At 55.4% G+C, this 21,886-nt stretch carries 19 protein-coding genes; 8 read left to right on the top strand and 11 right to left on the bottom strand.

The genetic code is table 11. From position 1 onward, the window contains the following. Positions 1 to 30: 30 nt before the first annotated feature. Together QGM61_RS07310 and QGM61_RS07315 are read right to left on the bottom strand one after the other, a co-directional pair. Positions 31 to 981 (bottom strand): bifunctional riboflavin kinase/FAD synthetase, encoded by a 951-nt coding sequence (locus QGM61_RS07310; protein WP_281132491.1) that lies wholly within the window; start codon positions 979 to 981, stop codon positions 31 to 33. A gap of 78 nt (positions 982 to 1,059) precedes the next feature. After that, entirely contained in the window at positions 1,060 to 1,272 is a 213-nt protein-coding gene (locus QGM61_RS07315) for a hypothetical protein (protein WP_237133609.1), read from the bottom strand. 135 nt (positions 1,273 to 1,407) lie between these two features. On the opposite strand from QGM61_RS07315, the gene QGM61_RS07320 reads away from it, so the two are divergent. The 3 genes from QGM61_RS07320 to QGM61_RS07330 all read left to right on the top strand — a co-directional run bounded on the left by QGM61_RS07320 (position 1,408) and on the right by QGM61_RS07330 (position 3,068). Further along, complete coding sequence (locus tag QGM61_RS07320; RefSeq protein WP_281132492.1) at positions 1,408 to 1,719, top strand: hypothetical protein; 312 nt, start codon at positions 1,408 to 1,410, stop codon at positions 1,717 to 1,719. A gap of 138 nt (positions 1,720 to 1,857) precedes the next feature. Further along, on the top strand, positions 1,858 to 2,625 hold the full coding sequence (locus tag QGM61_RS07325) for a dienelactone hydrolase family protein (protein WP_281132493.1): 768 nt from the start codon (positions 1,858 to 1,860) through the stop codon (positions 2,623 to 2,625). Positions 2,626 to 2,729: 104 nt separating this feature from the next. Beyond that, positions 2,730 to 3,068, top strand: a complete 339-nt coding sequence (locus QGM61_RS07330; RefSeq protein ID WP_237133606.1) for a P-II family nitrogen regulator — start codon at positions 2,730 to 2,732, stop codon at positions 3,066 to 3,068. Positions 3,069 to 3,089: 21 nt separating this feature from the next. Here the strand turns inward: QGM61_RS07330 and QGM61_RS07335 are convergent, their stop codons facing one another. The 4 genes from QGM61_RS07335 to QGM61_RS07350 all read right to left on the bottom strand — a co-directional run bounded on the left by QGM61_RS07335 (position 3,090) and on the right by QGM61_RS07350 (position 6,108). Then, on the bottom strand, positions 3,090 to 3,524 hold the full coding sequence (locus QGM61_RS07335) for a PaaI family thioesterase (RefSeq protein WP_237133605.1): 435 nt from the start codon (positions 3,522 to 3,524) through the stop codon (positions 3,090 to 3,092). Positions 3,525 to 3,532: 8 nt separating this feature from the next. Next, the gene (locus QGM61_RS07340; protein WP_281132494.1) at positions 3,533 to 4,558 is read right to left on the bottom strand and encodes a hypothetical protein; all 1,026 of its coding nucleotides are present in this window, start codon (positions 4,556 to 4,558) and stop codon (positions 3,533 to 3,535) included. Positions 4,559 to 4,682: 124 nt separating this feature from the next. Further along, positions 4,683 to 5,645, bottom strand: a complete 963-nt coding sequence (locus tag QGM61_RS07345) for a M56 family metallopeptidase (protein ID WP_281132495.1) — start codon at positions 5,643 to 5,645, stop codon at positions 4,683 to 4,685. 13 nt (positions 5,646 to 5,658) lie between these two features. Then, positions 5,659 to 6,108, bottom strand: a complete 450-nt coding sequence (locus QGM61_RS07350) for a BlaI/MecI/CopY family transcriptional regulator (RefSeq protein ID WP_281132496.1) — start codon at positions 6,106 to 6,108, stop codon at positions 5,659 to 5,661. A gap of 219 nt (positions 6,109 to 6,327) precedes the next feature. Here QGM61_RS07350 and QGM61_RS07355 point away from each other — a divergent pair, with 219 nt between their 5' ends. Then, positions 6,328 to 8,415 (top strand): TonB-dependent receptor, encoded by a 2,088-nt coding sequence (locus QGM61_RS07355; protein ID WP_281132497.1) that lies wholly within the window; start codon positions 6,328 to 6,330, stop codon positions 8,413 to 8,415. 23 nt (positions 8,416 to 8,438) lie between these two features. Here QGM61_RS07355 and QGM61_RS07360 read toward each other — a convergent pair whose 3' ends face one another. Further along, on the bottom strand, positions 8,439 to 10,187 hold the full coding sequence (locus tag QGM61_RS07360; RefSeq protein ID WP_281132498.1) for a methyltransferase domain-containing protein: 1,749 nt from the start codon (positions 10,185 to 10,187) through the stop codon (positions 8,439 to 8,441). Between the two features lie 29 nt (positions 10,188 to 10,216). On the opposite strand from QGM61_RS07360, the gene QGM61_RS07365 reads away from it, so the two are divergent. The 4 genes from QGM61_RS07365 to QGM61_RS07380 all read left to right on the top strand — a co-directional run bounded on the left by QGM61_RS07365 (position 10,217) and on the right by QGM61_RS07380 (position 16,670). Beyond that, positions 10,217 to 11,569 carry an ATP-binding protein gene (locus QGM61_RS07365; RefSeq protein WP_281132499.1) on the top strand — a complete coding sequence of 451 codons (1,353 nt, stop codon included), beginning with the start codon at positions 10,217 to 10,219 and terminating at the stop codon, positions 11,567 to 11,569. Continuing rightward, positions 11,541 to 12,077, top strand: a complete 537-nt coding sequence (locus tag QGM61_RS07370; protein ID WP_281132500.1) for a response regulator transcription factor — start codon at positions 11,541 to 11,543, stop codon at positions 12,075 to 12,077. The genes QGM61_RS07365 and QGM61_RS07370 overlap by 29 nt, the downstream gene beginning before the upstream one ends. A 298-nt stretch (positions 12,078 to 12,375) precedes the next feature. Beyond that, entirely contained in the window at positions 12,376 to 13,500 is a 1,125-nt protein-coding gene (locus QGM61_RS07375; RefSeq protein WP_281132501.1) for an efflux RND transporter periplasmic adaptor subunit, read from the top strand. Next, on the top strand, positions 13,497 to 16,670 hold the full coding sequence (locus QGM61_RS07380) for an efflux RND transporter permease subunit (protein WP_281132502.1): 3,174 nt from the start codon (positions 13,497 to 13,499) through the stop codon (positions 16,668 to 16,670). Before QGM61_RS07375 ends, QGM61_RS07380 begins: the two co-directional genes overlap by 4 nt. 218 nt (positions 16,671 to 16,888) lie before the next feature. Here QGM61_RS07380 and QGM61_RS07385 read toward each other — a convergent pair whose 3' ends face one another. From QGM61_RS07385 to QGM61_RS07400, 4 genes are all read right to left on the bottom strand, one after another. Then, entirely contained in the window at positions 16,889 to 18,928 is a 2,040-nt protein-coding gene (locus QGM61_RS07385) for a BatA domain-containing protein (RefSeq protein ID WP_281132503.1), read from the bottom strand. Then, positions 18,929 to 19,825, bottom strand: coding sequence for a DUF58 domain-containing protein (locus QGM61_RS07390; protein ID WP_237133594.1), 897 nt, complete (start codon positions 19,823 to 19,825; stop codon positions 18,929 to 18,931). Between the two features lie 64 nt (positions 19,826 to 19,889). Beyond that, positions 19,890 to 20,924, bottom strand: coding sequence for an AAA family ATPase (locus QGM61_RS07395; RefSeq protein ID WP_237133593.1), 1,035 nt, complete (start codon positions 20,922 to 20,924; stop codon positions 19,890 to 19,892). A 49-nt stretch (positions 20,925 to 20,973) separates the two neighbouring features. Further along, positions 20,974 to 21,885: a DUF4159 domain-containing protein gene (locus QGM61_RS07400; RefSeq protein ID WP_281132504.1), complete on the bottom strand. Its 912-nt coding sequence runs from the start codon at positions 21,883 to 21,885 to the stop codon at positions 20,974 to 20,976. Position 21,886 lies beyond the last annotated feature (1 nt).

Consider the following 21,886-nt stretch of genomic DNA (forward strand, 5'->3'; position numbering starts at 1 on the left):
AGTGTCACTTGCTCGATTTACGTTTTGAATTCAATGGTTGGCAAGCCACGCTCTGGCCTGCTGGGTGTCCTTGCCTATTTGCTGTGTCAGCTCGTCCAATGACGAAAATTTCTGCTCCGAGCGCACCCGGTGCCGGAAGATCACCGACATCCACGCACCGTAGACATCCTGGTCAAAATCCAGCAGGTGCACCTCCAGAATGGCCTCGCCGCTGTCATCTACCGTCGGACGATATCCGATATTGGCAATCCCCGATACACTCAGTTGACGTCCATCAGGCAGGCTGATCTGTGTGTCGCAGACATAGACGCCATGCAGGGGGATATTGCGACGATTAAGCGCCAGGTTGCAGGTTGGGAAGCCGATGTCACGTCCCAGTTGCCTGCCCTTGACAACTTCTCCGGCAATTGCATAAGGCCGCCCCAACAATCCAGCCACGGTTTCGAAGTCCCCGGCCCTGAGCCGGTCGCGCACATACGTGCTGCTGACGCGGGTGCCATCGTAGCTGCAGCTCTGGGTCTCGATTACCTGAAAACCTGCACGCGCCCCATACTCCTGCAGTAAGGCGTAATCGCCCTGACGCTGGTGACCAAATCGGAAGTCATTGCCCACGATCAGACAACGCACATTCAGACCTTTGATCAGGATATCCTCGACATACTGCTGGGGGCTCAGACGGCAGAGTCTGTCGTCAAAGCGCAGCAGATAGACCGTGTCGACGCCAAACTCTTCCAGCAATGTGATCTTTTCAGCGGCCTCACTGAGCCTTGGCGGGCAGTCACGGGGATTTCTGGCAAAAAACTCTTCCGGATGCGGCTCAATGACAATTACAACAGTAGGCACATCGAGCTCAGCTGCCCTGGCCCGCAATTGCCTGACGATCTGCTGATGCCCAAGGTGCACGCCATCAAACTTGCCGATGGTCGCTACACAACCTGGATGATGTTCCAGGAAGCCTTCAGTGTCGTGAATGACGTTCATGAGCCAGCTGCTGCAGAAAAAGCCGGATTATAACGTGTTAGTCGCCAGCTTCCCACTCCTGAGCCAGACCATCCGCGCTTAGCGCAACCGCGCTCTGCCAGCCTCGTATAACCATTTGGCCAGTACCAGCGCCGCCACAATCACAACAAACTGGCCGATAAAGGTATTGGCCACGGAGATCGAATCAGGCCGCGTCATGATAAAACCCAGATTAATGGCCGTCATTACCGCCGCCAGTGCGCTGGCCAGCGCCAGCACCAATAGAATCACTGCGATTATTTTTGTTTTCATCACGCCTCCAGCGTCCAGTTATCCTGATGCTCAGATCCACCGATTATGGCAGCGGAAAGGTCAATCGGTCCATAACACTGGCAGTGGGCATGGCTGAAAGGTATCATTCGGGTCCTTGCGAGACTGGGTAGCAACATGCTTTGGAAGATTTTGATTACAGCTCTTGTCGTGGTGGTCGCATTTGCCTACCTCAAACGACGCAGCCGGCTGCAGCGGGCAGCCCAGCAGCATCGCGTCAACGAATTTCTGGAGCATGCCGAAACCTCATCCGGATGGCGGGATAACGGTGCCGGTGACCCGACGCTGAACCGCAGCCTGGCCGCGCGACTGCGATTGACCCTCTGGATTATTCTTACTCTCATACTGCTGGCAGGCTCAGTCTACAGTTTCTTTCAATGGCGTGACCAGCAGTCTGAACCGCTTGCCAGCATGGAGCGTAACCCCTAGTGCAGATGCACTTTCTGTCGGGCCAAAGGCACGGCTTGTCGACATCAGGGCGCGACCCCAGGATTAATCTGATATTCTGAACCTGTTCAAAAATATTCATCATTCCCTGCCCTGGACCATTACCCAGCCGGACACTGCATGCTGCTCACGTTTGACCACACAGAACCATTAAGACTGTCCATCACGCGCAATCTGCACCGATTGCTTCGCTGGACGCTGTGTCTTTGCATGACAGTGCTACTGCTGTCCCAATCGGGCCTGGCGCTTGCACGCGAAGTACGTGTGACCATGAGCGATGGCAGCGAGGTCAAGGTTTTCCTGTTTGAACCGGACAACCACGGCGAAGGCCCATGGCCGCTTTCAGTGCTGATACCCGGCGGCGGCGGCAATGAATATGTTGCGCGCGCGCAGTTCTGGCTGGGCCGCGAGCTTGCCAGACAGGGCTGGATGATCGCGGTTCCAGTGTCGACCGACGGCAGCAATTTTGATGGTCAAAACGGTTACAAAATTCCGGCTGTGATCGAACGCCTGCAATCCCAGGCCGATATCCTGTCAGGCAAAGCCTTGCTGGTCGGAGTTTCCACAGGAGGCAGTTCTGCACTGGCGCTGGCCGCACAGCAACCCGATCAGTACCACGGCGTGGTCGCCGTGCCCGGTATCCTTCGTGACCTGAGCATTATTCAGGATATGAACAATCTGCCAGTTTACGTGCGGATCGCCCAGAATGACCTATTTCGCTGGGATCAGGCGATGCCTGACATGGTCACAGCTCTGGAACAGGCCGGCGCCAGAGTCAATGCCGGGCTTGTAACTGGCACTAACGCCAAACACATTTTTAACCTGGACTGGGATGAGCTGCGCCCATGGATTGATGCGCTGCACGCGCACGAACCGAGTAGCGATTGAACCTCCACTGACTCCCAGGCAACATCCCTGATATGGTGTATGACAGGCCTGCATGATAAAGTGCGCGTCCACAACCGAGTTTATGGCCACGCTGGAGTAGCTGGATGAAATTGATAACTGCCATCATTAAACCCTTCAAATCCGATGATGTTCGCGAAGCGCTGTCCGAGCTTGGCGTCAATGGCATGACCATGACGGAAGTTAAGGGTTTCGGCCGGCAAAAAGGCCACACCGAGCTCTATCGCGGCGCGGAGTATGTCGTTGATTTTCTGCCTAAAGCCAAGATTGAAGTAGCAGTCGCTGATGAGATCGTAGACGCTGTCATCGACGCCATCTGCAAAGCGGCCAACACTGGTCATATTGGCGATGGCAAAATTTTTGTGACGGCCCTCGAACAGAGCATACGCATTCGAACCGGCGAAACGGGCAACGATGCGTTGTAAGGCAAGACCGATAATTATTGCTTAATTGCTGGCCTTGTCGATGACACGCAGGGTCACAATCGAATAGACCTGCTTTTCCCCATCAGGGCCGTAAAATGTCACCGCAACCAGCGATGTCGAGCGGCCCTGATTGATCAACTCCCCAGTCAAGCGCACTCTCGGCCCGGTTACAGGCGATAGATAGTCAATCCGCATGTTGATTGTGGTGATCCAGTAGTCATGACGCGAACCAAACATGGTCCGGATGGTGTACAGAGCCACCATGTCGACGTAGGTCCCGGTAAACCCGCCAAATAACTGCTGCCGTGGATTCAGCACCTGATCGGGAATGTGGGCATCAATCTCGACAAAGCCGTGCGACTGCGCCAGCACTTTCCACTGCGGTGCTTCCAGCAGATCCCCCGCGCAATGTCCTGGCCGCATGAATATGGGTAAGTTTGTTTCGTCAGTTGTCATAGCCTGCCTCAATCGTTGACTGCGTTGCCAAACTCAAAAAAGTACACCTCCAGGTTCAGCTGCACGCGTGGATCAGGCTCCCAGTCGTATCGGTACTCAAACAGCAATTGCGGCACCACCTCCATAACCAGCCAGTCTTCGTAGATCGCTTTTCGATACAGCATTTGCGCGTAATAACTGTCTACCTCACTTTCCGGTCGATTCTGCCCCAACAAGCCGATTTCATAAATCATGCTCTCTCGTTCAGCCAGTTGCTGATGCAGTGAGAAAGACTGTGCAAACTCTGTCAGCCGGTATTTGTGTTCGTAGTTCACTTCCGATTCAATGCGGAAGTTCCAGTCTTCAGAAATGCGTCGGGTAAAGAACAGCCGGGTATCCTGACCCCAGCCCTCGTTATGATAGTAAAAGATGCGGTTGTTGAGGCCGACATACCAGTCCTCGTTAATATCCACGCCATAGCGCGTCCGCAGACGATAGAACACATCCAGAGGGATCCGCCCCCTGACGCCAACATCATGATTAAATCGCCACCCGTTGCGCTCAGGGTGTTCGTAGCTGAAGCCACCGGTAAACTCGGAGGAATTGATGTTGCTCAGGCGCTGATCACGCAGTGAGTTCTGCTCACGGTTCTCAGACTCGAAGATCAGCTTCCAGCGTTCAGAGGCGCGCGGCAGATCCAGGCGGCCACTGATGCGTGCATTGGAGAAATAAGCATCATGTCGCCCAACACGCTGATTGAAGCGGATTCTCAGGTAGCTTTGATTAATGTCTGCACTTTCGATATCGCCAGCGAGCCAGTCGTCAACGGACCGCCCCATATTGGTCACTCGCCGGGACATGTCGTCGCGCTGCTCTTCCAGCCACTCTAATGTCCGGTCCAGCGGCAATTCGTCCAGTGCACGTGATATCAGGCCGGGCTCATCATCCTGAGCTGTCTGACTTAAATCTTCGGCATCCTGTGCCCAGGCAATCGCAGTTGGCAGGCAGAGCAGCGTCAGCAGCCAAGAGGTTTGCGCTAATTTCTTCCTGCCCACTTGATTCCCCTGATGGTTGATCTCAGCCGGCCCAGTTTAGTGCAGCTTCCCTGGCCTCGCCAGTCACCCCCGCAAATTTCCCTGCGAAGGTCATGTTTGGCCACATTCTGTCATTATTCAACAGTCAGACGAGTCGATGCGCGAGATATTCCAGGATCGCGATCAATGACTCAGCTCCGTGATGCAAAGGGTCCAGCGCAAGGATGAGCAGGGATGTGCAGATCAGAGTCAGCACCAACATTAGCCAGGCGGGAATTGGACGGCGGCTGTGATGAGCCAGTAAGGCCTCCACTCTGAGCTCAAGATCACTGCTCGCGAAACCACGCGAGTGAATCGGCGCCGGGTGATTCTTCAATACTCTCCCCACGTGCACCAGCGTCGCCGCAACACTGGCAACGCCATGATTACCCGCAGCCACAAAATCGCAGGCCTCTTCACACAATAAATGCATATCATGGCGAATCTGCCGGCCACGATCTCCCGGGACAAACAGCGTGAACACCCGACCCAGCAGCAACCTGAGATTGTCTTTACGCTGACGGTGCGCCTGCTCATGATCGAGGATAACGGCTAGCTGCTCGCGACTGCAGGACTCAAGCAGACCACGACTGATGAAAACACGCGGACTCCACCAGCCCAGAGTAAACACGGCCGGCTCTCTGGCATCGAGAAATCTGAATCCAGGCCTGGTTTCTGTCATCAATTCAAATTGCTTGAACATCGAGCGACCTTTAGCAAGCTGCTGCAGGAAATTAAATAACAGCACCAGAACCAGCAGACCAGCTATCACCAGACCGCCAATGGCGAGCGCATCGACACTCAGCAGCGGTACGTGTTCTTCGCAGGCGCCGTGACAGTGTGCCGAGATCAACATCCCGTCCGCCTGCGATACAAACAACAAACTGCTGGCCAGAAACCCGACAAGTGCGGGTGCCGCCCAGTATAGAAGTAACAGCAGACTGCCATGCTTTGGGTGTATTCGCAGCACAACACGTCGCAGCAGCGGATACAGCAGAGCAAAAAACAGTGCCAGTCCTGCCCACAACATTAGCCAGATCAGAGAGAATGTGCCGATCAGTTGAATCATGACCGCGGCTCCATTAAAGCTTGCCCTCTTGCGGGGTCCCGTCACTACCGCCTGATTTCCTGCGATAATCCCTGATCATCTCCTCCAGACTGTCCAGAGAAGACTCGTCCATGTCGGCGGCGACGTGCACAAAACTGCTCAGAATGGTTTCCATGCGACCGTCATGCAAAAGGTGGATCGCCTCGCCCAGCATACGCGCCAGCAGCGCGCCTCGGGAAACCGTGACAAAATAAGAGTAAGCGTGACCCTGCTTTATTCGGTCCACGTAGGACTTGCGATAGAGGCGTTCCAACGCCGACTGCACGGTGCTCAGGCTGGGTTGTCGCGTCCGCTGAAGGCGCTCACGGATCTGTCGTGCATCAAGATGCGGGCAACCCCACAGGACTTCCATGGCCTGCAATTCCAGCTCACCCAGATGGGTGGCAAGAATATTTGAAGAGGCTCGGTGCTTATTCTTTTCCATGGTAGGGCCTTATGGACAACTGCATGCAGACTGCAAGGTGACAATCTAGCGCCCTTCCCCAAAAATTGCAAAAACCGATTGCCGATCGGCACCTATTCTGTCTATTTATTTATTACATATCAGCCACTTAAAATTTATAGCCGCTTAAACAAGCTATATTCACAAGCCTCTGACTGCGAGATACGTAATTTAACAAGCCAACAGAATAAGGAAGTAATTTTGAAGTCAACTTACCTGCTAAGCGCTGCGATTGCCGTGGCACTGCCCACTCATGCTCAGACAAATAGTGATGCAGACAAGGTGTTCGAAGAGATGCCCGGACAGAGCATACAACAGGGCGTACGTGAAATTCTGGTCATGGGTGCAGATTTCGACCTTCAGGGCGACCCTGAGACGGCGACCGAAGGGGTGGTCTACGCCCAGCAACTGGAACTGCGCCCGGTGTCACGAACTGCAGAACTGCTCGAGTTTGTTCCGGGTATGATCGCGACACAGCATAGTGGCGAAGGCAAAGCGAACCAGTACTTTGTACGCGGCTTCAACCTGGATCACGGCACCGATTTTGCCATCAGTGTCGACAAAATGCCGGTCAATACTCCGTCGCATGGCCACGGTCAGGGTTACGCGGACATCAACTTCATTATCCCCGAACTGGTTGGCACCCTGCGCTACCGCAAAGGCCCTTACTACGCAGATGCCGGTAATTTCGCCACCGCTGGCTCAGCCGAATTTGTCTATCTGGACAGCCTGGATGAGGGGCAGATCAGTCTGACATTGGGTGAACATGACTACCGAAGACTGTTTGCAGGTGAATCATTCGCCGTTGGCGACGGGCAACTGACACTCGCTGGCGCGCTGACAGATTATGATGGGCCCTGGAACCTGGATCAGGACCTGGACAAACGCAATGCCATGATCAAGTACCACGAAGCGGGCGAAGACTACAGCCTCAGTATCACTGGCCTGGCCTACGACAACAGCTGGGATGCCACCGATCAGATTCCACTGCGCGCAGTTGAAAGTGGTGCAATCAGTGTATGGGGCAATATTGACCCGACTGCTGGTGGCGAATCACGCCGCAACAGCCTGTCCATGGACTATGACAGCCAGCTGGACAGCCGCAGCCGCTGGCAGTTCAGCGCCTATCTTATGGATTACGCGCTGGACCTGTACTCCAACTTTACCTACTTCGACGCTGACCCGGTGCGGGGCGATCAATTTCAGCAGACTGACAGCCGTCGCGTTGCCGGTATCGACACGCAGTACGAGCGGGATATTGAAACCCGACTGCCGACCACTGTCCGCTTCGGTTTTCAGCATCGCTACGATGACATTCACGTCGGCCTGCACCTTTCTGAACAGCGCCAGCGTTACGCGAGCACACGTGACGACTATATCGAGCAGTCGCTGACCAGCGCCTATGCCGCCGTCGATACACGCTGGACCTCAAAGTTGCGAACTGTTGCCTCACTGCGGACTGACCACTACCGATTCCGGGTCGATGACCTGTTGGGCACCAACAGCGGCGAAGGTAACGACTCGCTGCTGAACCCCAAGCTGAATGTCATCTACACGCTGACTGACGACTTTGAGACCTACCTCAGCGCCGGCCAGGGCTACCACAGCAATGATGCGCGTGGAGCCACGACCCGAACTGATCCGGTAAGCGGAGATCCGACGACGCCTGTTGACCCACTGGCTACAGCCAGAAGTTATGAAGTCGGTTTGCGATCCACCATTATCCCCAAGACGCAGATAACGCTGACCGCTTTCCAGCTCAAGCTGTCCTCAGAACTGGTTTACATCGGCGACGCTGGTAATACCGAAGCACTGTCGCCCAGCGAGCGCGAAGGCGTGGAAGTGGACATTCTGTATTCGCCGCTGGACTGGTTGCTGATTGATGCTGACGCGACCTGGACGGATGCCAGCCTGAAAAATGTCGGCCCCGACGACTATATTCCCAATGCCGTCAAAAACACGGTTTCACTGGGCGTGATTGCCGACAACATCCGCGACAGCGGCTGGAGTGCCGGACTACGTTTGCGCTATCTGGGTTCCGCGCCTTTGATAGAAGACAACTCGGTTCGGACGGATCCCACTACGCTGGTCAATGCCCAGCTCAGCACCCGCCTGACAGACAATGTGTCACTGGATGTGGAATTGCTGAACGTGCTGGACAGCCGTGATAGCGATATCACCTACTACTATGCCTCACGCCTGCCAAATGAGGCTCAGGCGGTTGAAGATATCCACTTCCATCCCGCCGAGCCGCGAAGCCTGCGCGCCACGATTACCGCTCGTTTTTAGGCGACTGTCTGATACTCCGTCGGCTACATGAAATCCATGTCGCCGGCGGTCAGCCACCAGGCTCCCTGCAACTGATCAGCACTGGGCCCCCTGGTCCAGCGATTGCAGGGAATGTGTATACCCAGCGACTCGACACAGACAGCCTCCATGCCGAGTCGATCCACCTGACCTGCTGACAACCAGAACACCGCGGGTCGCCCCTGTCGCTGCGTATGCGCACTGATTTCGTTAAACACCCGCCCCAACAGTGCCGATTCGCACAGAATATCCATTATCAGGTAGTGTTCACCATGTGGCCTGAGCACAATCAATGCGACAACTGTGTCGCCATCGATGAGCTGAACACTTTCGTAATCAAGCCCGGGACGCTGTCTGAACCGATAGTCGAGATACTGCGAATCTCTGACGCCGATAATGCTATCTGTAAAACTTTCTTTCATGGCCAGCCACAGACTCTGCGCCGATTCGATGACAGCGGCGTCCATGTCTCCGAACTGCAGGTGCCAGTCGGTCTGGTGCTGCGCTACCGGAATTTTTAACTGCACCAGCTCATCAGTTTTGTCGTAAAGCTTCAGCCGCTGAGCAACGTGCATGGCCTTCATGTTGGGAAAGCCAAATCCAAGCAGATGCCGGGCGTGATAACCGGCGTATTGTTCCAGCATGGTTGAAGCCGTTTTGAAAAACAGACTGTCACGGCTGAAGAAACTGCGTTGCTCGGGCATGACCATGACGTCACAGATCTGAACCGCCGTGCCCGGATCGCCAAAGTAAAGAATATCCCTGCGGATACCGCCGTAGTGCGCCACCACCTGCTGATCCCGCAGGGCGGCCACCGAGGCGCCGCGCCCTGCACCGTATTTCCAGTGCCACAATGCAGCAGAAAAATCTGTTTTGAAACTTCGCTCAAACACCTGCTGAAAATCTTCTGCCTGCAGAGTTTCAGCAGGCACCAGTGATTCTGCCGCCGCCTGCATTTGCCAGGTCAGTAGCTGGTGACTGGTGTCCCCTTGTCGCAACCGCTTCAAGTCGTCGAGCATGGCCGTTTCCAGTTCACTGATCGTTTCCGGGGACTCGTCAGTAAGTGCAAGCAGCTCCTGCCGGTGATCCTGAAACAGGGCAATGAACGCATCCAGGAAATTGGCAGTTTCGCCGCTCGTATCCACCCTGTCCTGCAACAGGAACCCGGCACGGGCAGCCAGAGCCTCAACATTCTCTAACTGTGCCAGGTCGCACGACTTTAGATCGTCTGATACTCCAGTCAGGAACTCATCAACAATCAGCACTTTGCCGCCTTCAGCAAGCAAGTGTCTTGCCGCCGCAAAACAGCTCAAGGGGAGAAAATAGCGCGCGCTATTGTGAAAGATCAGCGCGTCGTATTGTTGCGGTGCCCATTGTGGCCACTGACTGGCAAATTCTGCAGTGACAATATTTGCACTGACGTCACTCAGAGCCTGCGTGCTCAGTTTGCTGGCCGCCTCATTATTATCCACGGCCGTGACCTGCCATCCGGCATCAGCCATGTGTCGCGCCAGCAGCCCTGAACCACTGCCCACCTCCAGCACTCTGGAACCAGCAGGCAGGTCCAGCGCAGCAATTATCTGGTCAGCGAGCTGACGTTGGGCGTCTATCAGCTCGTCTGCACCCGGTGATGTGGAGTTGGAGCGGGCCTGCAGTGTCCCGTAAGCCAGAAAGGCAGATTGCTCGGCTGTCGCCTGCATCAATGCGGCGTAGACATTCAGGGGAAAACGTAATTTTGTTGCGACTGTCTCCATGCGCGGCATTATACGGTAGAATGCCGTGCATGAGTGAATCCTTGCTACAAGCCTTTAGCCGCCTGTTCGCGGCTGGCGCCAGTGAGCTGCGCAGCTCCCCCAGAGTTGCCCTGCAGCGATTGCTGCTGTTGCGTGCACTGGTCACGATCACAGGCACTCTGGGTGCACTCATATTTAATTATTTCTCACCTTTGCAGGTCCCGCTCTCGGTGATTCTGGTGTTGTTATCCGGCATCATCGTGTCGCTGCTTGCCGGGTGGCTTCAGGTTCAACGGGCGACCCTGGTCGGACAGCGCACAGTCGCATTGAACCTGGCGCTGGATTTTGTGTTTCTGGCCATACTGCTGGCCTACACCGGCGGCGCTTCCAATCCTCTCATTTCCTATTTGCTGGTTCTGTTAGCCGTTGCAGCAACACTGATGACTGCGCTATGGGCACACGTCTTTGCGCTGGCAGCCATGGCGTTTTACACGGTTTTCCTGCTGATAGGCATCAATACTGACGCCCACAGTGATCACATGATGCAGAGCTTTCAGGTGCACCTGGTTGGCATGTGGGTCACATTTGTTGTCAGCGCAGCCTTGATCAGCATTTTTGTCAATCGGATGGCAGCAGCAATCCGCAGTCGCGAACTGAGCCTGGCCACGTTCCGCGAAAACGAAATGCGCAATGAACAGCTGGTCGCCATTGGCACACTGGCAGCCGGCACTGCACACGCGCTGGGTACACCACTGTCCACCATGTCGGTGCTGCTGGCCGATCTGGATGACCAGACTCTCGACAAGCTGCCGCCTGAGGAGCTGAAGCGAGACATTCACTTGCTGCGTCAGCAAGTGATGCGCTGCAAGGCTTCTCTGGACCAGTTGACGCAGTTTTATCATCAGAATGATCCACAGAACCCAGGCAAGATTTCAGTGCGTGCCTTTCGCCAGGCGATCAGCGACTACATTACCAATATTCACCCCAGTGCCACGATTGCCTTCACTGTCGAGGCTGACTGCGACACGCTGTTCCTGAGCAGCGATCTGACGGTGCGCCACGCTCTCATCAACTTGATTGAGAATGCGATCAGGGCTGCCGGCAGCGAGGTGCAGGTTCACTACCAGCGTGATCCGCAAACGCCAGGTGTTCTGCTGATCAGTGTCGAGGACGACGGGCCGGGAATCCCCGCGCATGTTATGGAAAACATGGGAGAGCCGTTCATCTCGACGCGGGAAGGCAATATGGGTCTGGGTATCTTTTTGGCCAATGCTTCCATTCAGCGACTGGGTGGTCAGATCGAAATGTTTAATCTGAAGGACGCCGGTGCCAGAACGGTTGTCCGCTTGCCAACCGTTACTGGGATATCCGGCGATGTCGAACAATTCACTACTGCTGATTGAAGATGACGAGGTTTTTGCCTCGGTTCTGGTCCGCGCCTTTCAACGCCGCGGATTTGAAACAGCACATGCTACCGATATCCCGACAGCACGCCAGCTAATCGCCAGCACGACTTTCACACATGCAGTTGTTGACCTGAATCTGGACGGACAATCGTCGCTGGAACTGATCCCACTGCTTCGCAACTGCGCACCGGCCAGCCGCATCCTGATGCTGACCGGCTATGCAAGCATAGCCACCGCAGTGGAGGCTATCAAACTGGGTGCCGACAATTACCTGGCCAAACCCGCCGACACCAATGAAATTCTGGCGGCACTTCAGGAAGATTCCATCGATTCAACACTCGAGCCTGAATTTCAGGAACCGATGTCTGTTCGACGCCTTGAGTGGGAACATATTCAGAAGGTGCTGAAAGAGAACAACGGCAATATTTCCGAAACTGCGCGTCAGCTGAAGATGCACAGGCGAACTTTGCAACGCAAACTTCAGAAGAAGCCTGTGTCAGGCTAGGCATGGGCATCGAAGCGCCTGCCTTTGTGACTTTTGGCACTCAGGCATTTTGCGGCGCTGTGGTATAAAGCGTCGCGCAATGTTCTCATCCGGCGCTTATCTTTCTCAAGATCTGTCCGCAAACCGCTGGCGTAACTAACTCATACAAAAACAATAATACATAAGGCGCACCCGGACCGGGTGTCGGCATTGCGATTGTTCAAGCATGGTTGCCTGTTCTGGCTAGTCATACTAGCTGACTGTCATAGCTTAATGGCCTGGTAACACCCCACATTTTTGTCAGCAAGTGGAGTCTGGCGTGAAGAAACAGTATCTGGTAGCAGTGGGCCTGGTTGCCCTTATAGTGATATGGATGGTCATGCCACGAGGTGAGCGCGCAGACGACGATCGTTACGCCATAAGTGAGGATCAGCCCCAAATCAATGTAGTTCCCGAATCCGCCTCCATGTCTGGCAGCGGCGAAGACTTCACAGTAAGAGCTCGCCGTGTCAATGCAGACATGTTTACACAATCTGTCAGTGTTCGTGGCAGAACCCAGGCCGACCGACTCGTGGATGTTCGTGCCGAAACCGCAGGCCGCATCATAGGCACGCCGGTGGCCGAAGGCGAGCGAGTCAGACAGGGCGACACTCTTTGTGAACTGGCCATGGATACTCGACAGTCTGATCTTCAGGAGGCACTGAGCCGCGTCGAGCAGACTCGCCGGGAATATGAAGGTGCCCAGGATCTGCAGCGCCGCGATCTCGAATCATCTGTCTCCGTTTCCCAGCGCAAGGCCGCCTATGATTCTGCAGTCGCGGCTGCAGCGCGCGCCGAACTGGCAGTGGAGCGCACCAAAATCAAGGCGCCTTTTGATGGCATCATGGAATCGCGCCTCGTCGAAGTGGGCGGATACATGGACATGGGTGGTGTGTGCGCCACCCTGATGGATGATCGACCGATGCTGCTGGTGGCTCAGGTGCCGGAGCTGGAAGTTGGCAAACTTGAACTGGGCAGCCAGGTGACCGGCCGACTGGTTACCGGAGAGCGGGTGCAGGGCACGCTGACCTACATCGCGCGGGCAGCTGACAATATGTCGCGCAGCTACCGCATCGAAGTGGCGCTGAACCTGCAGGACGATCAGCTGATCCGTCAGGGCGTCAGCACAGACATACAGATCGCTGCGAATCAGAGCAGAGCTCACCTGGTACCTCCGTCATCACTGACCATGGATGACCAGGGTATGGTCGGCGTCAAGACACTCAACAGCGACAATGTCGTTGAGTTTCATCATGTTGAGATTGTGGGCGAAAGCACAGACATGACTAACCCGGGCTTCTGGGTAGCCGGACTGCCGGACCAGGTTACCCTGATTACGCTGGGGCAGGAGCTGGTGTTTGCTGGCCAGCAGGTCAATGCCAATTTTGACTGGGCACAACAATGAGATACATCAAATCTGCCGTATCGAGATCGCGCACCACACTCAGTATCTTTGTGGTGATCCTGCTGGCTGGACTGGCTTCCTACCGGTCCATCCCTGTGGAACTGAATCCGGATGTCACCGTTCCGGTCATCATCACAACCATTATCTTTCCCGGCATTTCACCTGAAGACTCTGAGCGCCTGCTGGTCAGACCGACCGAAATTGAGCTGAAAAACGTCGAAGGTATCACCGAGATCCGTTCTTTTGCCAATGAAGGCACAGCGACCATCATTACCGAGTTCGATGTCAGCTTTAATCCTGACCTGGCTGTTCAGGATATCCGCACAGCTGTGGATCGGGCCAAAGCGCGCTTCCCGGCAGAGACCGAGGAGCCGATTATTCAGGAAGTTTCGGCTGCCACAGTGCCCGTGGTGCAGATCGCCATTGGCGGCACGGGCGTTTCCGAGCGGGTGCTGCTGCAGATCGCACAGGACCTGCAGCGCGACATAGAAAACCTGCCGGAAATTCTCTCAGCCGACATGATCGGTGCCCGCGAAGAACTGCTGGAAGTCATCGTTGATCCTGCCAAGCTGGAAACCTACGGCATCACCAATCAGCAGTTGGTCCAGGCAGTAAGCAGCAACAACCGGCTGATCCCGGCGGGCACACTGAATACTGGCTCTGGCAGCTTCTCCATCAAGGTTCCAGGGCTCATCGAAACTGCCAATGACCTGTTTGAGTTGCCGGTTGCCGCCAATGAAGATGGCGTCGTTGTGCTGAGCGATCTGGCCGAAGTACGTCGTACGTTCAAGGATGCCGAGCGTTACGCCTACGCCAATGGCGAACAAAGCATCTCTCTGGACGTGCAGAAGCGCAAAGGTGCCAACCTGATTCAGGCGATGGACAATATCGATGCACTGGTTCGCGATATGCGCGCCCAGATTCCACCTGCGGTCGAAATTACCTATCTCAACAACACCATTCCACTGGTTATAGAACAGAATTCAGGCCTGCAGGGCAATATGGCCACGGCGATGGTGCTGGTACTGGTCGTGGTGATCGCGGCAGTGGGTGTGCGCTCCGGCATCCTGGTGGCGCTGGCCGTGCCCTTCTCGTTCTTCTTCGCCTTCATCGTTATCTCGATGCTGGGCTTCACCTACAATTTCATGGTGATCTTTGGCCTGCTGCTGGGTCTGGGTATGCTGATCGATGGCGCCATCGTGATGGTGGAATACGCCGATCGCAAGATGGCCGAGGGGTATGCACGCTCCGACGCCTTCCAGGAAGCGGTCAGCCGGATGTTCTGGCCCATCATGGCATCCACCGGCACAACCCTGGCCGCCTTTCTGCCACTGATGTTCTGGCCCGGCGTCGCCGGTGAGTTCATGGGGTATCTGCCCGTTACGGTGTTTGCTGTGCTGGTCGGCTCCCTGCTCTACGCACTGATATTTGCGCCTACCATTGGCTCGCTGATTGGCAGCCAGACGGTAAAGATGCAGGGTGCAAACCAACTGAGCCAGCTGGAAGACGTCAAACCCGAAAAGCTTGGTGGCGTGGTGGGCGTCTATGCAGCCATATTGCGAACTGCCGTCAGATTTCCGGGGCTCGTCACGCTGGGCAGTGTCTTTACACTGGTCGCCATCATAGTTTCCTACGGCATGTTTGGCAGAGGCGTCGAGTTCTTCACCAGTGTAGAGCCAGCGCAGACCCAGGTGCAGATATTTGCGCGCGGAAACTACTCGCCAGAAGAAATCCGTGACATCGTGCTGGATGTTGAAGATCGCATCAAAAACGTGGGTTATTACAAGAGCATTGTTACCCAGTCCGGCGCCGGTCGCAGCATGGGTGGTGGCATGGGTGCCGCGCCCGATCTGATCGGTACCATTTTCCTGGAGTTCACCGACCGTCGTGACCGGGACGTTAATGGCTTTGAAGTCGAAGATCTTTACCGTCAGGCCATTCAGGGCATTCCTGGTGTACGCGCCGAAATCAATACCCCGGAACAGGGTCCACCGGTCGGCAAGGAACTGCAGATCGAGTTTTACGGTGAGGACCTGCGCACCATCATTTCTGAGGCCCGTCGCGTGCGTGACTTTATCGAAAATGAAGTCACTGGCCTGATTGATATCGATGATACAACACCGGTTCCCGGTATCGAGTGGGAAATCACAGTTGACCGCGCACGTGCTGCCATGTCCGGAGCCAGCATGACCGAGATTGGCACGGCTATCCAGCTGTTGACCAATGGTGTGATGATGGGTGACTACCGCCCGGACGACAGTGAGGAAGAAGTTGAGATTCGCGTGCGCTACCCACGTGAATATCGTGGCATTGAGCAGATAGACAATATCCGGATCAACACCATGGACGGCCTGGTGCCGATCAGCAGCTTTATACAGCGCGAAGCGTTGCCCGGTGTGAGCTCCATCCAGCGTGTCGATGGCAATCGCGTGATTTACGTGCGAGCCAACCCGGCGCCCGGCGTCGTCACCGACAACAAGCTGCAGGAAATCCGTCAGTGGCTGCAGGAAAACCCACTGGCACCTGGCGTCAACTACGTATTCCGTGGTGCCAACGAGGAACAGGAAGAGTCTTTCGCATTCCTGATGGTGGCCTTCAGCCTGGCGCTGGCTTTGATGGCCGTTTTGCTGGTCACGCAGTTCAACAGCTTTTATCAGGCTGTGTTGATCCTGTCTTCGGTGCTGCTGTCCACTGCGGGCGTGCTGCTGGGTCTGCTGACCACGGGCCAGACATTCAGTGTGATTCTGACCGGGGTGGGTATTGTGTCGCTGGCAGGTATTATCGTGAACAACAACATCGTTCTGATCGATACGTTCAACTATCTGCGTGAACGACACAAGGACTGGCATATCCGTGAGGTAATTGTACAGACCGGGGTGCAGCGTCTGCGACCGGTGTTCCTGACAACCTTCACGACCGGTTGCGGCCTGCTACCGCTGGCGGCGCATGTGTCGTTCGACCTGATTGGTGCCGAGATTGAAATCGGTGGCCCTATTACCTCGCAATGGGTGAAACTGGCCAATGCGATTGTATTTGGCCTGTCCTTTGCGACCATTCTGACATTGATCGTGACACCTGCCATGCTGGCATTGCCTGATTCCCTGCGCAGCAAGATCGCATGGGTACGTGATCGCTTCAGTCGTAACTCTCAGGCTCAGCCTGCAGCCTGAAACGTCCAGGACTGAGTTACATTTGCGGGCGTTTGTAATGCTTCGTTACAGCAATACAAACGCTTTGCAACAATTTGTCACCCCGGGGTACGGCCTGAAAGGCCTGTGATAGGATTCAAGCATCCAGAGCAAGGTTGTGGGGTCATCATTCTCTGTTCCCCCCTAACTGACTTGGAATCTGCTCCTGCAGCCTTGTTCTGGTGATTGTGTAGAGTCGTTCAGCGATACGTGCGATTGGCGATCCATGCCTCCAGGATCAGCATCAATGCCGCAACCATAAGTATCCACCACCAGAGCCTCTGCGGGTGTTCCAGATCAGCAATCAGCTGGGCAGAGCGAACCTGCTCGCTGGCACGTGGCGTGGTTTCCGGATTCAGGATTCGATCATTCACGGTAGCAACGGCTACCCGGTTTAACTGCGCAGCGGCAGGCTCAATATTGACCGCCAGCGTGCGATTATCAGGACCTTCGACAAAGCCGGGCATGGACGCCGTGTAGTACGGGGATTGCGAGTCTATCCGCACCTGTTGTCCGTCACTTTGTGTCAGCACCAGCTCTTCACCGGAGACCCGCCGTGCGTCAAGCATGGACTCGTCCAGAACAATGCGGTCACCAATCTGCCAGGCGCCCTGCTGTTGTGGTGGCTGGATCAGATAACGAAGCATTTCGTGAACAAACGGTACATAGAGCCCCTGCAAGGGAAAATTGCTCCATCCCAGATCAAGCGAGGTTGTCAGCAAAACCGTATGGCCGTCCCCAAGCGAGCGTTCCATGACCATGGGTGCCCCGGAATCAAAGCGCATCAACACCTCAGCCTCGTCTGATGGTGTCACCTGCCAGAACCCCTGGAAACGTGCTGTCCAGTCAACGTTCAGACCACTCAGCGCAGGATGACGACGATCCATATCAGCAATCAACTGATACTCCGCCTCGCCCAGCACATTGGGTGCCTGCAATGTGGCAGGACTGAGCTCAGCGAAGCTGCGACTAAACGCGTCAGCTCGCACCCGGTCACCAGGCGCAAACCAGACAGCACCGCCCTGCCTTACGAAATCTGACATATCATCGACAAAAGCCGCAGGCAGGGTATCCAGGTTCAGGACAACCACGGCATCGCTGCTGGCGAGCATATCTGCAGACAAATCAGAGGGCGTGGTTGTTGTCACGGCAAATGGAGAGTTCTCCATGCCCTCCAGCGCCAGTACAAACCAGTGAGCCTCATCGTCAAACCAGTCGGAGGAAGGCGCCCCGTTGATAACCAGTACACGCATCGGTGGCAGGACATTCATGGTGAAGTACCAGCGATTATCAACGTCGAAATCGTCGTCAGACAAGCGCAACTCGCCGCGATAGGAACCGGAGTCTTCAAGCTCAAACGGGAAAGTGATCACCGCCTCTGAGCGATCCCCAAGATCGACCGCCTCCTGTCCTACCACCTCACCATTCATTCGCAGCGTCAAATTAGCGCGCGGCTGAAACACTGAGCCGGTGCTGCGCACCCGCGCCAGGACTTCATAATTGTCGGTGGTCTCCATCACCTGCATGGGTGCTCTGACGTCAGTCAGCGTCAGGTTGCTGCTGCGCTCATCGCCCACATCAATCCCCTGAAAGGCAACCCCCGGAGCCAGTCGCCACCCCTGTACGTCATCAGACAGACCGTCAGCCTGAAAATCAGAAATCAGCACAACGCGTCGCTGATCATGTATGGCCTGGCGGGCCAGCATATCGTCGGCGAGCTGCAACGGCGGATAAAATCGCACCCGCTCGTAGCCGGGACCTTCGAGTTCTTCGATGAATTGTCGCTGACTGTCCAGATCGCTGCTTAGTTCCCGCGTATCCTGAGTGCCCGCGGCAAAGGTTACCACGGCCACTTCATCACCGCTGGACAGCCCGTCCAGGACATCCTGGGCCTGCTCAATAGCGCGCTCGAAGCGATCACCAAACTGCATGCTCAATGAGGTGTCCAGCAGGATCACAACCGACTCAGGCTCTGCGTCCACCAGTTGCGCCAGCGAGCCCTGATAGAGCAGTGGCCTGGCAAAGGCCAGCACCACCAGACAGATCAACAGTGACCGTAACAACAGCAGCAACCACTGCTGTACCTTCTGAAAAAGAATCAGTTTTTTGCTGGTTTGTTTTAGAAACCGCAGTGAGCCAAACAGCAGCTTGGGCGGATCTTCGCGTTTGATCAGGTGAATGGCCACAGGAATTGCAGCAGCCAGCAGACCCAACAGGAACAGAGGCGACAGGAAACCCATTTATGCGCTCCTTGCCCGGCGCGCCAGATAGGAGGCCAGCGCCTTGTCCAGCGGTTGTGAAGTGTTGAGCAGGCAGTAATCAACGCCGCTACTCTGACAGCGTTTGCGGCACTCAGTCAGATAGTGGTTCAGATTCTCCAGATAGGCATTGCGCACAGCGGCCGGGGATGTCCGGTGAGTTTCTGCCGACTCCATGTCGACAAACTCCGTGGACTCCTTGAAGTTGAAATTCAGCTCCTGATCATCAAGTACATGAAAAACGATGACTTCGTTGCCCATGGCGCGCAACTGCTGCAGTGCCTTTATGGTGCCCTCTTCATCTTCCAGCATATCGCTGATCAGTATTACCAGGCTTTTGCTGTTCAGCGACATGGCCAGCTCGGTTAACGGTCGCACGATATTGGTAGTCTTGCCTGCCTGAAGCTCATTCAGTTTGCGCAGGATCCGAATCAGATGTAACTGACGGGCCCGGGCAGGAATGTAGTCCCGGATGTGATCATCAAAAGTAATCAGGCCTACCGCATCTTTCTGCCGCATGATGAAATAGGCCAGTGCTGAGGCCAGCGTGCGGCCATACTCAAGCTTGCTCATCATGCCCGGCGAGGCATAACTCATCGATGCACTGCTATCCAGCAGCAGATAACAGCGCACGTTGGTTTCATCCTCGTACTGCTTGATATACAGCTTGTCGGTGCGGCCGTAGAGCTTCCAGTCCACATGGCGCATGTCGTCACCGCGGATATAGTGACGATAGTCGGTGAACTCCACACTGAAACCACGTTTGGGACTTTTGTGCAGGCCGGCAATAAACCCTTCAACAACGACGCGGGCGCGCATCTCCAGATTATCCAGAGTTGCCAGCACAGCAGGGTCTATAAAGTTATTGCTTTGTGTCATATCTGCCAGCTTCCTGTCGCCACACCTGTTCCCGTTGTTATTGTTTCAACAGCCACCTGATTGATCAGGCCGGTTCCTTGACGTGAGCCAGCACACGTCTGATGAGTTCGTCAGCATTGATGCGCTCAGCCTCGGCGTGAAAGTTCAATTGCAGACGATGCCGCAGCACGGATGGCGCCAGTGCCCGGATGTCATTAAAGGACACGTTATAGCGGCCATGCAGCAGCGCACGAACCTTGCCAGCCAGCACCAGATTCTGGGATGCGCGAATACCAGCGCCCCAGGTTACCCAGTCGCGCACAAAATCCGGTGCCGATTCGCTCTGCGGACGAGTCGCATGTACCAGTCTCACGGCATACTGAATGACGGCCTGAGCGGCGGGAACCTGGCGGGCGATACGCTGGAAGGCCAGAATGTCCTCGCCACTCAATGGATGTGACACCGTATGATCAACGGTACGGGTGGTGTTGCTGACCACCTGCACTTCTTCCTCTTCACTCAGGTACTGCAGCTCTATCTTGAACATGAACCGGTCAAGCTGCGCCTCTGGCAGGGGATAGGTGCCTTCCAGTTCAATCGGGTTCTGAGTGGCCAGCACAAAAAATGGTTGCGCCATTTTGTGTGTGACACCTGCCGCTGTGACCTGACGCTCCTCCATTGCTTCAAGCAGAGATGACTGTGTCTTGGGTGGCGTCCGGTTGATTTCGTCGGCCAGCAGAATATTGGTGAAAATGGGTCCTTTCACAAACACCAGCTTGCGACGACCTTCCTGCTCTTCAACAATCTCCGCGCCCACCACATCAGAAGGCATCAAATCCGGTGTGAACTGTATGCGACTGAAATCAAGCTGGAGAATGTCAGCCACGGTTTTGATCAACAGTGTTTTGGCCAGACCCGGCACACCAGTCACCAGGCAGTGGCCGCCTGCAAACAGCGCAATCAGCAACTCCTCCACAACCGCTTCCTGACCGACGATGATCTTGCGGATCTCCTGCACCATCTGATCCCGTCCCTGCTGCATCTTTTTGACCAGCGCCAGATCGTCTTGATCATCCAGCCCGGCAACTGGTGCGTCCTGTATGGTATCTGTGTCTGTCATCGTCATGTCCTTCTTGTGCCAATAGGTTGAAGCAGTCTCTCTGCTTTAATCAGTGTGTGTAAGCGTAAATCAGATAGTTAATTCCAAGTCGATATGCTGCGTTGCTCATTTCCGTGGGATACATCTCCAGAAAGGTATGTTCCCAGCCATCACCCATATCCGAATTGTAATTTGCCACCAGCATGATCCTTCCGTCATCGTCGAGGATGGCGTGCACAGAGGGTGGATAGCGCGCATCATCCAGCGTGACACCGCCGTAGTCCCAGGTCACGGCGCGGCCAGGCACCTGCGGTACCCTGTCAATCTCATAAAACAGGTTAAATATCTCGTGATCCAGGGGCAGCTGCACGACTTCGCGATCCGGGAAAATTTTCACCATCTCTATCAGAAAATCTTCAAAATGCGCTTCGGTCCAGAAATCATCCAGCATTACAAATCCGCCGCGCAGCATAAACTCGCGCAGCGCTTCAGCCTCTGCCGTCGAGAAGTTCGGGCCGCTGTACATCCGGCCGACGGGTACGCGTTTCATAGTCATGTAAAGAAACACATGTTCAAACAGCGTCGGATCTGTCAGGTCCAGCCAGCGAGTCGCCTGTGTCTCTGTGTCTACCAGGGTATAGCGCTGCACGCCGCGCAGAAAGTTCTGTTCGGCGTCGGGATAGTCGGTATCCCACCAGCCACCGCGTCGTCCCATTCCGCCAGGATAGTTTTCATACCGTCCCCGGATAAAAGTGAATTCGGGCGCTACCCGAGGCTCGCGCGCCTGGTTGCTGCTCTGCCCGCCGATGGCGATCTGGGGTGGATCGCGGTCCTGCAGTGAACGTATGTCAAAGTCTGGTGGGAATGCGATACCGGACTGCGGCTGTGCCTGACTATTGACCGCCAGCAGTGCGCTCGCCACCAGCAGCCCGCAGGCAAGAGCCCGGCGACCAGCAATCTTGTGTCGCAGCCGGACCGGCATG

Source organism: Pseudohongiella sp. SYSU M77423 (genome assembly GCF_029911965.1).
Lineage (GTDB): Bacteria > Pseudomonadota > Gammaproteobacteria > Pseudomonadales > Pseudohongiellaceae > Pseudohongiella.